At 59.4% G+C, this 12,288-nt stretch carries 11 protein-coding genes and 1 riboswitch; of the genes, 5 read left to right on the top strand and 6 right to left on the bottom strand.

The features are described 5' to 3' along the window. Window positions 1-103 precede the first annotated feature (103 nt). On the bottom strand, window positions 104-727 hold the full coding sequence (locus CBW22_RS21810) for a TIGR04211 family SH3 domain-containing protein (protein WP_010618709.1): 624 nt from the start codon (window positions 725-727) through the stop codon (window positions 104-106). A 205-nt stretch (window positions 728-932) separates the two neighbouring features. On the opposite strand from CBW22_RS21810, the gene CBW22_RS21805 reads away from it, so the two are divergent. The 3 genes from CBW22_RS21805 (at window position 933) to hldE (ending at window position 6,627) form a co-directional block, all read left to right on the top strand. Continuing rightward, window positions 933-2,243, top strand: coding sequence for a CYTH domain-containing protein (locus CBW22_RS21805; RefSeq protein WP_088517850.1), 1,311 nt, complete (start codon window positions 933-935; stop codon window positions 2,241-2,243). Window positions 2,244-2,276: 33 nt separating this feature from the next. Continuing rightward, the gene (gene glnE, locus CBW22_RS21800; RefSeq protein WP_088517849.1) at window positions 2,277-5,135 is read left to right on the top strand and encodes a bifunctional [glutamate--ammonia ligase]-adenylyl-L-tyrosine phosphorylase/[glutamate--ammonia-ligase] adenylyltransferase; all 2,859 of its coding nucleotides are present in this window, start codon (window positions 2,277-2,279) and stop codon (window positions 5,133-5,135) included. A 67-nt stretch (window positions 5,136-5,202) separates the two neighbouring features. Beyond that, window positions 5,203-6,627 carry a bifunctional D-glycero-beta-D-manno-heptose-7-phosphate kinase/D-glycero-beta-D-manno-heptose 1-phosphate adenylyltransferase HldE gene (hldE, locus tag CBW22_RS21795; protein ID WP_021509620.1) on the top strand — a complete coding sequence of 475 codons (1,425 nt, stop codon included), beginning with the start codon at window positions 5,203-5,205 and terminating at the stop codon, window positions 6,625-6,627. A 39-nt stretch (window positions 6,628-6,666) separates the two neighbouring features. Here the strand turns inward: hldE and ubiK are convergent, their stop codons facing one another. Next, window positions 6,667-6,972, bottom strand: coding sequence for a ubiquinone biosynthesis accessory factor UbiK (gene ubiK / locus CBW22_RS21790; RefSeq protein ID WP_010618705.1), 306 nt, complete (start codon window positions 6,970-6,972; stop codon window positions 6,667-6,669). Window positions 6,973-7,143: 171 nt separating this feature from the next. Beyond that, a riboswitch (FMN riboswitch) is annotated at window positions 7,144-7,293 on the top strand. A 109-nt stretch (window positions 7,294-7,402) separates the two neighbouring features. Here ubiK and ribB point away from each other — a divergent pair. Continuing rightward, window positions 7,403-8,059 carry a 3,4-dihydroxy-2-butanone-4-phosphate synthase gene (gene ribB, locus CBW22_RS21785; protein WP_010618704.1) on the top strand — a complete coding sequence of 219 codons (657 nt, stop codon included), beginning with the start codon at window positions 7,403-7,405 and terminating at the stop codon, window positions 8,057-8,059. Between the two features lie 53 nt (window positions 8,060-8,112). Here the strand turns inward: ribB and CBW22_RS21780 are convergent, their stop codons facing one another. Continuing rightward, complete coding sequence (locus CBW22_RS21780; RefSeq protein WP_021509619.1) at window positions 8,113-8,496, bottom strand: cell wall hydrolase; 384 nt, start codon at window positions 8,494-8,496, stop codon at window positions 8,113-8,115. A gap of 144 nt (window positions 8,497-8,640) precedes the next feature. Then, window positions 8,641-9,408, bottom strand: a complete 768-nt coding sequence (zupT, locus tag CBW22_RS21775; protein ID WP_088517848.1) for a zinc transporter ZupT — start codon at window positions 9,406-9,408, stop codon at window positions 8,641-8,643. A gap of 210 nt (window positions 9,409-9,618) precedes the next feature. Here zupT and ygiD point away from each other — a divergent pair, with 210 nt between their 5' ends. Further along, window positions 9,619-10,389 carry a 4,5-DOPA dioxygenase extradiol gene (gene ygiD / locus CBW22_RS21770; protein WP_390951346.1) on the top strand — a complete coding sequence of 257 codons (771 nt, stop codon included), beginning with the start codon at window positions 9,619-9,621 and terminating at the stop codon, window positions 10,387-10,389. A gap of 35 nt (window positions 10,390-10,424) precedes the next feature. On the opposite strand, the gene CBW22_RS21765 is transcribed toward ygiD, so the two are convergent. Together CBW22_RS21765 and CBW22_RS21760 are read right to left on the bottom strand one after the other, a co-directional pair. After that, a complete protein-coding gene (locus CBW22_RS21765; RefSeq protein WP_021509615.1) occupies window positions 10,425-11,588 on the bottom strand; it encodes a glutathionylspermidine synthase family protein in 1,164 nt (387 codons plus the stop codon). A gap of 8 nt (window positions 11,589-11,596) precedes the next feature. Beyond that, the gene (locus tag CBW22_RS21760) at window positions 11,597-12,271 is read right to left on the bottom strand and encodes a DUF1190 family protein (protein ID WP_088517847.1); all 675 of its coding nucleotides are present in this window, start codon (window positions 12,269-12,271) and stop codon (window positions 11,597-11,599) included. Window positions 12,272-12,288 lie beyond the last annotated feature (17 nt).

Below are 12,288 nucleotides of genomic sequence, written 5' to 3'. Positions count from 1 at the left end.
CACGCTTGTTACGTTATTGTTGCATACTTTGGCGAAAAAGCGGGCATGCCAAAAGGGGCATCTTACGATCCCCTTCAGGCAAACCACAAATGGCGTGGCGGCTTTAATTCATCCAGCGATCGTTTTTCTTGCGGCGCGGCACCATGTGCGGCAGCAGCAGACCGAGCAGCAGACCCACGCCGAGCACGCCGCCGCCATACATAAACCACTGCATGATGATGGTGCGCTGTTTGTCATCCAGCTGAACGTTAGCGGCGCTGACCTTCTTCTGCGCCACAATCAGCTCGTTGCGCAGCTTCTGATTCTCTTCTTTCAGGCCGTTGATGGTGCCGTCGCTGTTGGCCACCTTGTTCTGCATCTCTGACGTACGCTGATTCCAGCTGTTATCAATGTTCGCCAGTTTGTCGGTCAGCTCTTTGACCTGCTGCTCCAGCTGCGGCACGCGGGTGCGCAGGCTGGGGGAAGCGCTGAGCTGCGACAGCGGGATCCAGTTAGTTTTGCCTTCTGCATCGCGGATTTGCGCGTACTGCGAGTCATTATTGGTTTGCAGCAGCGTGACTTCCTCCCCGGCATTCAGCTTGCCAACCAGGCGATACTGATCGCCAGGGCCGCTGCGTACCCAGGTGGATAATTCGTCGGAGATGTAACGTTTTTCATCGGCCGCGTGGGCCGGTGCGATGGCGCTGAAAGCCAGCAAAGAGAGAGCGGCAAGTGTGATTTTTTTCATTCGATATCGTTTTTTCATGATGGGCGTAAATTTACCGGCACAGTCTGGAGTCGCTTCGCATAAATCTGAATGAGAACTATCCTGGTCTCAATGCGGTGCGAAAAGGGTCGTAAAAGCACAAGAAAGCAGAGACAGCAGGCTTGCGGTGCATTACTCTTCGCCAGATTAAACTCGTAAGTGCCAGCAGCGTATTGAATAAAAAATTATGACCATCGAAATCGAATTAAAGTTCATTGCCACCCCGCAAGCCGCCGAAAAACTGGCGCAGACGCTTGCCGCCTGGCCACATCAGCATCACGCCGCGCGTGAGCTGACCAACATCTATTACGAAACCGATGACAACCAGCTGCGCCGCTGGGATATGGGCCTGCGGATTCGCGGCGTGGATCAGCGCTATGAAATGACGCTAAAAACCGCCGGCAAAACGCTGGGCGGCCTGCATCAGCGTCCGGAATACAACGTCGACCTCAGCGAGCCGCAGCTGGACATTGCCCGCCTGCCGGCAGAGATCTGGCCGCAGGGGACCGATATTGCCGCGCTTCAGTCGCGTTTGCAGCCGCTGTTCAGCACCCATTTCCAGCGTGAAACCTGGCTGGTGAGCGTTGGCGACAGCGAAATTGAAGTGGCTTTCGATTGCGGCAGCGTTGCCGCAGGGGAGCTGAGCGAGCCGCTGTATGAAGTGGAGCTGGAGCTTAAGCGCGGAGCGCGCAGCGATATGCTGACCTTCGCCAGCGCGCTGATCGCCACGGGCGGCCTGCGCCTTGGCAGCCTGAGCAAAGCGGCACGCGGTTATCAGCTGGCGCAGGGCAACGCGCCGCGACCATTGCGCGCGTTGCCGCTGCAGAAAATTGCCGCCAAAGCCACGGTGGAGCAGGGCATGGTTCACGCCATGAGCGCGGCGCTCGGCCACTGGCAGTACCACGAAGAGGTCTGGCTGCGCGGTAACGAAGATGCCCGGGCACGGGTAATTGAAGCGCTGGAAACGCTGCGTCAGGCGTTTTCCCTGTTTGGCACGCTGGTGCCGCGCAAGGCCAACAGCGAACTGCGTCAGAAGCTGACCCGGCTGGAAGAGCTGCTGGCGGACAGCGAGGCCAGCGCGGAAACCGTCTGCTTCTCACCAACCTCGGTTGAAGCCCAGTTAGCACTTACTCACTGGCTGGTGGAGTCGCAGTGGCAGCCGTGGCTGGACGAGAAGAACAAAAGTAAGCTGCAGGGCTCGTTTAAACGCTTCAGCGACATCATGCTGGGGCGCATCGGCGCGGATCTGCGTGAAACCTTCGTCGACGTGCAGCTGTTTAATGAATTTCAGGACAAAGCCACGCGCCTGAACCGCCAGTTGCTGGCGGTGCACCTGCTGGCAGGTGCATATCCGGCTGAAGAGGTCAGCCAGTGGCTGGCGGGCTGGCAGGAGTTGCAGCACGCCATTCGTGAAAAACAGGAGCGCGGTCTGATTCAGCTGGTCAATCTGGCGATCCGTCAACCGCCGTTCTGGCTGAATAACGGTGCGAAACGCTAAGGCTACGGCACCATCAATCATCAGGGAGGGAAGATGTCGTTACCGTTACCGACGCTGATGCAGGCGCAGCTCGCCAGCGTGGCAGAACGTCTGGGCCTGCCGCTGACGGCGATCACCCCGCAGCAGGCTGGCGCGCTGACCTTTAGTGACTTTATCGTGGACAACCTGCAGCAGCATCCGGCGTGGTGGCAACAGCTGCAGCAGCAACCGCCGCAGCCCGAAGAGTGGCAGCACTATGCGGCCTGGCTGGCAGCGGCGTTGCAGCCGGTGGATAACGAAGCCTCCCTGATGCGCGAACTGCGCCTGTTCCGTCGTCATATGCTGGTGCGCATCGCGTGGATGCAGGCGCTGGAGCAGGCCAGCACCGGGCAGAGCCTGACGCAGCTCAGCACGCTGGCGGAAGTGCTGATTACCGCCGCGCGCGACTGGGTGTGGCAGGATTGCTGCCGCGATTTCGGTACGCCGTGCAACGCCGCCGGCGAAGCGCAGCCGATGCTGATTCTTGGCATGGGCAAGCTGGGCGGTGGTGAACTCAACTTCTCTTCCGATATTGACCTGATCTTTGCCTGGCCGGAAAACGGCGTCACCCGCGGCGGCCGGCGCGAACTCGACAACGCGCAGTTCTTTACCCGCATGGGGCAGCGCCTGATCAAGGTGCTGGATCAACCTACCGTCGATGGCTTTGTTTATCGCGTGGATATGCGCCTGCGCCCGTTCGGCGACAGCGGCCCGCTGGTGCTGAGCTTTGCCGCGCTGGAGGATTACTACCAGGAGCAGGGCCGTGACTGGGAGCGCTACGCGATGGTGAAAGCGCGCCTGATGGGCGACGATGGCGGCCACTGGAGCCAGGAGCTGCAGCAGATGCTGCGCCCGTTCGTCTATCGCCGCTATATTGATTTCAGCGTGATTCAGTCGCTGCGTAACATGAAAGGCATGATTGCCCGCGAAGTACGGCGGCGCGGCCTGAAGGACAACATCAAACTCGGCGCCGGCGGCATTCGCGAAACCGAATTCATCGTCCAGGTGTTTCAGCTGATTCGAGGTGGACGTGAGCGCTCACTTCAGCTGCGTTCGCTGCTGCCCACGCTGCAGGCCATCGGTGAGCTGGCACTGTTAACGCCGGAGCAGGTTGACCATCTGCGCGCCGCCTACCTGTTTTTACGCCGGCTGGAGAATCTGCTGCAGAGCATCAACGATGAACAGACACAGACGCTGCCGGAAAATCCGCTCGACCGCCAGCGCCTGGCCTGGGCGATGGGCATGGCGGACTGGGCGACGCTGCTGGCACAGCTGGAACAGCACATGGCCGGCGTGCGCCACATTTTCGACGAGCTGATAGGCGATGATGCGCCGGATGTCGACGATCAGCCGCAGCTGGCGGAGTTTGCCAGCCTGTGGCAGGACGCGCTGGAAGAGAGCGATTTGCTGCCGGTGGTACCGCAGCTGCAGGCGGAACAGCGCCATGCGCTGTATCGGGCGCTGAATGATTTCCGTCAGGATGTCAGTCGCCGCACTATCGGCCCGCGCGGCCGGCTGGCGCTCGATCAATTAATGCCGCGCCTGCTAAGCGAAGTGTGCGCGCGTGACGACGCCGATGTGGTGCTGGCGCGCCTGACACCGCTGCTGCTTGGCGTATTAACGCGCAGCACCTATCTCGAGTTGCTGACCGAATATCACGGCGCGCTGCGCCATCTGATTCGCCTGTGTGGCGCTTCGCCGATGATTGCCAGCCAGCTGGCGCGCTATCCGCTGCTGCTGGATGAACTGCTCGATCCGGCCACGCTGTATCAGCCCACCGCCACTGACGCCTATCGTGACGAACTGCGCCAGTATCTGCTGCGCATTCCCACCGATGATGAAGAGCAGCAGCTGGAAGCGCTGCGCCAGTTCAAGCAGGCACAGCATCTGCGTATCGCCGCCGCCGACATCGCCGGAACCCTGCCGGTGATGAAAGTGAGCGATCACTTAACCTGGCTGGCGGAAGCGATCATTGAATCGGTGGTGCAGCAGGCGTGGCAGATGATGGTGCAGCGCTATGGTCGCCCTTCGCACCTCACCAGCGACAGCGAGCGCGGCTTTGCCGTGGTCGGCTACGGCAAACTGGGCGGCTGGGAACTGGGTTACAGCTCGGATCTCGATCTGGTGTTTCTGCATGACTGTCCGGACGATGCCGAAACCGACGGTGAACGCGTCATTGACGGGCGCCAGTTTTACCTGCGTCTCGCCCAGCGCGTCATGCATCTGTTCAGCACCCGCACCTCGTCCGGCATTTTGTATGAGGTGGACGCGCGCCTGCGCCCCTCTGGCGCGGCCGGCATGCTGGTCAGCACCTTTGCTGCCTTTGACGACTATCAGCGCCATGAAGCCTGGACGTGGGAACATCAGGCGCTGGTGCGCGCGCGCATCGTGTTTGGCGAACCGGCGCTGTGTGAACGCTTCGATGCGATTCGGCGCGGTATTCTGTGCCTGCCGCGTGAAGGCGCGAAGCTGCAAACTGAAGTGCGTGAGATGCGTGAGAAAATGCGTGCGCACCTCAGTAACAAGCACAAAGGCCGCTGGGAGATTAAAACCGATGAGGGCGGTATCACCGATATTGAATTCATCGCGCAGTATCTGGTCTTAGGTTACGCCGCCAGCCAGCCGGCGCTGACGCGCTGGTCGGATAACGTGCGCATTTTCGAACTGATGGCGCGCCACGGCATCATGGCTGATGAGGAAGCGCAGGCGCTGACGCACGCTTACGTCACGCTGCGCGATGCGCTGCACCATCTGGCGCTGCAGGAACTGCCGGGTCATGTCGATCCGGCATCGTTCGCTGACGAACGCGCCGTGGTGAACGCCAGCTGGCAGCGCTGGCTGGCCGCGAGCGACGCGGATGACACGGAGCAGTGAGCCTGGCGGCTTCTATGCTATTATCCGCGCATTATTTTGACTGAACGTTGAAGTCTGGAGTCTCTGCATGAAAGTAACACTGCCCGCGTTTGGCAAGGCCGCTGTGCTGGTTGTCGGCGATGTGATGTTAGACCGCTACTGGTACGGCCCGACCAGCCGGATCTCACCGGAAGCCCCGGTGCCGGTGGTTAAAGTGGATACCATTGAAGAGCGTCCGGGCGGCGCGGCCAACGTGGCGATGAATATCGCTGCACTCGGTGCGGACTCGCGCCTTATCGGCCTGACCGGTGCAGATGATGCTGCGCGCGTTTTGCGCGAAACGCTGGCGCAGGTGAAGGTTGAGTGCGATTTCGTCGCCCTTGATAGCCATCCGACCATCACCAAACTGCGCGTGCTGTCGCGCAACCAGCAGCTGATTCGCCTCGACTTTGAAGAGGGCTTTGAGCAGGTCGATCCACAGCCGATTCACGATCGCCTGCGTCAGTCGCTGGCACAGGCGGGCGCGCTGGTGCTGTCTGATTATGCCAAAGGCGCGCTGAGCAGCGTGCAGACCATGATTCAGCTGGCGCGTGCGGCGCAGGTGCCGGTACTGATCGACCCGAAAGGTACCGATTTTGAACGCTATCGCGGCGCGACGCTGCTGACACCCAACCTGTCCGAGTTCGAAGCGGTGGTGGGTAAGTGCAAAAGCGAAGAGGAGATTGTCAGCCGCGGTATGCAGCTGATTGCCGATTACGATCTCTCCGCGCTGCTGGTGACGCGTTCGGAAAACGGGATGACCCTGCTGCAGCCGGGCAAAGCGCCGCTGCATTTGCCTACCCAGGCGCAGGAAGTGTATGACGTGACCGGTGCCGGCGATACGGTGATCGGCGTGCTGGCCGCAGTGCTGGCTGCCGGTGAAAGTCTGGAGGATGCCTGCTTCCTCGCCAATGCTGCGGCTGGCGTGGTGGTCGGCAAGCTCGGGACTTCAACCGTCAGTACCGTGGAGCTGGAGAATGCGATTCACGCGCGGCCGGACAGCGGTTTTGGCGTGATGACCGAAGCCGAGCTGAAAGTGGCGGTGGCGCAGGCGCGCCAGCGCGGTGAGAAAGTAGTGATGACCAACGGCGTGTTCGACATTCTGCATGCCGGCCATGTCTCTTATCTGGCCAACGCGCGCAAACTGGGCGATCGTCTGATCGTGGCGGTCAACAGCGATGCTTCCACCAAACGTCTTAAGGGCGAAACCCGCCCGGTAAACCCGCAGGAAAACCGCATGATCGTGCTGGGTGCGCTGGAGGCCGTAGACTGGGTGGTGCTGTTTGAAGAGGATACGCCACAGCGGCTGATTGCCGAAGTGCTGCCGGATCTGCTGGTGAAAGGCGGTGATTATAAGCCGGAAGATATCGCGGGCAGTAAAGAGGTGTGGGCCAACGGCGGTGACGTGCGCGTGCTGAACTTTGAAGACGGTATCTCCACCACCAACATCATCAAAACCATTCGCAATCAGTAAACACGTAGCCGGCGGGAGCGAACTCCCGCCGCATAAACTTTACTGGGGCGTATCGATTTTGCCTGCCGGATCTGGCGTGATCACCGCCGGAGCCGGGGCCGCCGGACTTTCACTCTCCAGCTTCGCCAGACGCTGCTCCAGCGCCGCCAGTTTTTCACGCGTGCGCAGCAGCACCTGGGTCTGCACGTCAAACTCTTCACGATTAACCAGATCCATGCGGGTTAACTGCGCCTGCAATACCTGACGAATTTTCTTTTCCACATCGTCGCCAAAGTCGCGAATACCTTTTGGCATCGCTTCGTGCACCTGGCGCGCCAGTTGTTCAATTTTTTTCGTGTCGATCATGGTTGTTTCCTGGTTACGGTGGCTGATAACAGCGCGTGTTCCGACTCATCAAGCATTAAGTGTAATGCCAGAAACGAAAAGGTTAAACCCGAAATCCGCAACGCATGAAGTGCAAAAGCATTTGCACTTTTGTTGATTGCCCGACCAGGTGATTGGCGCTATAGTAATTTCGCTTATTCTCAGGGCGGGGCGAAATTCCCCACCGGCGGTAAATCAGCTTCGGCTGAAAGCCCGCGAGCGCTTTCGCTGTAAAGTGAAAGGTCAGCAGATCCGGTGTAATTCCGGGGCCGACGGTTAAAGTCCGGATGGGAGAGGGTAACGACATCAGCCGGGCTGCGCCCGCGTCACGTTTTTGCCATGTGTTTTCTACGCACTCCTAAGCTCGCCCTGGTTCTGGTAACTCATATTTTATTAATAAGGTTTTTTTACCATGAATCAGACGCTTCTTTCTGAATTTGGCACGCCGGAACAGCGTGTAGAACGCGCCATCGATGCGCTGCGCAACGGGCGCGGCGTGATGGTGCTGGACGATGAAAATCGCGAAAACGAAGGCGATATGATCTTCGCCGCCGAAACCATGACCGTGGAACAGATGGCGCTGAGCATTCGTCACGGCAGCGGCATTGTCTGCCTGTGCATTAACGAAGCGCGCCGCCAGCAGCTGGATCTGCCAATGATGGTAGAGAACAACACCAGCTCTTACGGCACCGGTTTTACCGTGACTATTGAAGCGGCCAGCGGCGTGACGACCGGCGTATCGGCCTCCGACCGTATTACCACCATCCGCGCGGCGATTGCCGATGACGCTAAACCGTCCGATCTGAATCGTCCCGGCCACGTATTCCCGCTGCGCGCGCGCGACGGCGGCGTGCTGGCGCGCGGCGGCCACACCGAAGCGACGCTCGATCTGGTGACGCTGGCGGGCTTCAAACCTGCGGGTGTGCTGTGCGAACTGACCAATGATGACGGCAGCATGGCGCACGCGCCGGAAGTAATTGCGTTTGCGAAGCAGCACGCCATGCCGGTGGTGACCATTGAAGACCTGGTGGCCTGGCGCCGCCAGCATGAAACCCGTCAGGCCAGTTAAGCCGACGTGAAATAAATAAGGCCGGATGTGATGCATCCGGCCTTTTTTTATGATTAACGGCTGGCGTAAAAAACGTGATTGCCTATCACCACGGTACGCTGGAAGGCGTGGCGCCACGCCGGTCTGGCGCTGTGCGCATGAAAGAAGGTCGCGCCTTTTGTCACATCCGCCAGCTTACCCTCGACAATCCGCTGGGCCAGGCGCTGCGCGCGCTGCCAGCTTTTGTCATGCTGCGGCGGATGGCGATGGGGATGTTTGTGCAGAGACGTCCAGGAGAACTGTTTGGGTGCGTACACCACCGGACAGATCTCTTTGACGTCCCAGTTAGCCCGGTTCATGGTGACAGTGCCGACGGCAATCTGTCCCTTCACCGGTTCGCCGCGCGCTTCATGATAGATATTCATCGCCAGGCATAAAATGGCTCCCTGAATTAACATAACACTCCACTGCTTTCTAAGAGTCGCGTGGAGTGTAATGAGCCCGCCGTCGGGTGTTAACAAGACCCGTCTCGACTACGCCTTAACAATCCTAAGTCGTTGATAGTTAAGGTCGAAGTGGTGGTGAATGAGACGAATCTCGCGTCAGCCTACCCCGCTGGTTTGCAGCAACGTCAGGCTCAGGCCCATCACCGTCATGCCGCACAGTACGCCGTAGCTGGGGTTGTTATGCGGGTCGATTTCGCGCGCCAGCGGCATCAGTTCATCCACAGACAGCGCCACCATAATGCCCGCCACCGCCGCCATAATCGTCGCAATCATCACCGGTGAGACCGCCGGCCCCAGCAGCAGAAAGGCGATAATGCCGCCAAGAATCTCCGCCATGCCGGACAGGCAGGCCCAGAACAGCGCTTTGGCTTTCGAGCCGGTGGCGGCGTACATCGGTCCGGCCACCGCCAGTCCTTCCGGAATATTGTGGATCGCGACGGCCAGCGCGATGCCCAGCCCCAGCTCCATATCGCTGCTGGCGGTGACAAAGGTGGCAATGCCTTCGGGAAAGTTATGCAGGCTGATACCGAGCGTCAGCAGGATCGCGGTACGTTTCAGGTTGGTGGGGCGGCGATTGACGGCCATCAGATCCTGCGGATGCTGGTGCGGCAGCAGGCGATCCATGGCGAAATAACCCAGTAAGCCGAGCATGAACATGCCGTAGCCAAGCACCGGCGACATGCCTTCCGCATGCAGCGCGGCGGGCAGCATCTCCATCAGGGAAATCAGCAACATGATGCCGGCGGCAAAGCCGAGCGCAAAGGCCAGTACGCGGTTCGACGGCTTTTGACCGAGCACGCCAAATATCGCGCCGACGAAGGTGGCACCGCCAGCCAGGATGGTTAGCAGCAGAGGTACTGACATGATGGGCTCCTTAATGATAATGATTACCAGTTACAATATAGTTAACCCCATAAAATATCGAGTTATTTAGCGTAAAGTTATGTCGGCAAAATCTTGTTCAAATTTGCTGATAAACATCATCACGCTTATCAGCGTTTTTCCCCTGGCGAAAGCGCGTATCGTGACAGTCATTAACGCGATCCCGACGCCAGAGGATGAATAATGACCCGCATGCCCGCTCTGTTTCTCGGCCACGGCAGCCCGATGAACGTATTAGAAGACAACCGTTATACCCGCGTATGGCAGCAGCTGGGCGAAACCCTGCCGCGTCCGCGCGCTATTCTCGCCATCTCGGCGCACTGGTACACGCGCGGCACGGCGGTGACGGCGATGAGCAATCCGCGCACCATCCATGATTTTGGAGGCTTCCCGCAGGCGCTGTTCGACGTGCGCTATCCGGCGCCAGGTTCGCCTGCGCTGGCGCAGCGCGTTATCGATCTGCTGGCGCCGGTGGCGGTGCAGGCCGATCAGCAGTGGGGCTTTGATCACGGCTCGTGGGGCGTGCTGGCGAAGATGTATCCACAGGCGGACATTCCGCTGATTCAGCTCAGTATTGATGGCACCCAGCCGGCGGCGTGGCATTTTGCGCTGGGACGTAAACTGGCGGCGCTGCGTGACGAAGGCGTGATGCTGGTGGCCAGTGGCAACGTGGTGCATAACCTGCGCATGATTCGCTGGCAGGGCGCGGAAAGCGCTTATCCGTGGGCGGAGAGTTTCAACCAGTTTGTGCGCGATAATCTGGGCTACGAGGGCGAGGCGGCGCAGCATCCGCTGGTGAATTATCAGCAGCATGAAGGCGCGCAGCTGGCTAACCCGACGCCGGAGCACTATCTGCCGCTGCTGTATATTCTCGGCGCGCGAGCTGAAGGTGAGGCGGTGAGCATCCCGGTGGAAGGCATGGAGATGGGTTCGATCAGTATGCTGTCAGTGCAGGTTGGCTGACACCTGTGCCGCCCGCAGCCCGGGCGGCACGTGCGTTACTCAATAAAGGTATGCGGATAGAAACGCGACAGATCCTGCGTGATCAGCGCACGATCTTCCCGCAGACCGATACCGGCAGGCTGATCGTCAATCAGCCAGCTGCCAATCAGCGTATAGCTGTCGCCAAACTTCGGCAGCGGCCAGAACTGCTGGACGATCATGCCTTCTTCGCCATAAGGACCGTCGGCGCGCGCGATTTCCTGACCGTTTTCCACGATGGTGATATTGGCACCTTCGCGGGAAAACAGCGGTTTAACCACATATTTTTCCATCTGCGGCGCGCTGGCATCGTCGGCAAACCAGGCGGGCAGCAGGTTAGGATGGTTGGGGAACATCTCCCACAGCAGCGGTAGCAGCGCTTTGTTAGAGAGAATGCTTTTCCACGCCGGCTCCAGCCAGCGCACGCCAGCATCGGCCAGCTTGGTCGAGAACATCTCGCGCAGCATGAATTCCCACGGATAGAGCTTGAACAGGTTGCTGATCACCTGATCGTGCTGATCGGTAAACTGACCTTTTTCGCCCAGCCCGATCTCATCAATGTAGAGAAATTCACTCGGCAGACCGGCTTCAGTGGCGCAATCCTGCAGATACTGTACCGTGGCGCGATCCTCTTCCGTATCGCGACAGCAGGCAAAGTGCAGCCAGTTAAAACCGTGCTGCTGGTGCAGCGTGGCGAAGCGCTCAATCAACTGCTCCTGCAGGCTGTTGAATTGATCGCTGCCCTGCGGCAGGTTGCCGGCGTTGAGCTGATCCTCCAGCCAGATCCACTGGAAAAACGCCGCTTCGTACAGCGAGGTTGGCGTATCGGCGTTGTTCTCCAGCAGCTTGATCTCGCCTGTGCCATCCCACGCCAGATCGAGGCGTGAATAGAGCGACGGCTGACGCTGCTGCCAGGATTCGCGCACAAAATCCCAGGTGTGTTTCGGAATGCAGAAACGGGTGAGCAGCGCTTCGCTGTTCACCACTTTTTCTACCGCCTGCAGGCACATCTGGTGCAGTTCTGCGGTGGCCGCTTCCAGCTGTTCAATTTGCGCCAGCGTAAACTGGTAATAAGCGTCTTCGCACCAGTAGGGTTCGCCATACATGGTGTGAAACTGAAAGCCGTACTCGGTCGCCTTTTCGCGCCAGTTCGGACGTTCGCTGATAGCAATACGTTGCATGCGCGGGCTTAGCCTCCCAGCGAGCGGCTGCCGGTGCTGGTGGCACTGCTGCGCTGCATGGTGTTCTGTTTGGCTACCGTCTCACCAAAGCCGCCACGGGTGATGGTGGACGTAGTGGCCGGTTTTGGCGCCAGCGCGGTTTTCGGCACGTTTACCGTCCGGCCCGAAGTGGCCGCACCGTAGTTCTTACCGGAAGCATCAACAAACTGGCCGTTAGCCGGGCTGTTAGGGGTTTTTGGCGAGAACAGTGGCTGCTGCGCAAAGCCGGCACCGCCGCCCATCAGACGACCCATCATGTAGCCGGCCATCAGAGGCATCCAGAAGCTGCCGCTCTGCTGCGCTTCAGCGTTGTTCGCCATGGTACCGACGCCCGCCTGTGCCGGGGTTTGCTGACACTGGTTTTCGCCGAATTCCGCGACGCAATCTTCACGCGTGGCGTATTTTGGCGCGGTGCGCTCAGCCTCTTTCAGCGCGTTGTTGTAAGCGGTGGTGCACTGGGCGCTCTGGCCCGGATTGGCTTTCGCACAATCATCGGCGTTCTGGTACATCGAAACCGTTTCATCGCTCTGTTCGCAGCCTGCCAGCATAAACACGGCGGTGACCGCCAGTGCGACCGGCGTTAAATGGCGTGCCTGCCAGCTTTTACGGAAAGCGGCATGACGAATATTTTTTGTCCGTTTCATTATCTTCATCCTGTGCC

It is taken from the genome of Pantoea sp. VS1, from assembly GCF_002207995.1.
GTDB lineage: Bacteria > Pseudomonadota > Gammaproteobacteria > Enterobacterales > Enterobacteriaceae > Pantoea > Pantoea dispersa.
The sequence above is the reverse complement of the archived record's forward strand: the minus strand, read 5'-3'. Positions and strand labels throughout refer to the sequence as shown.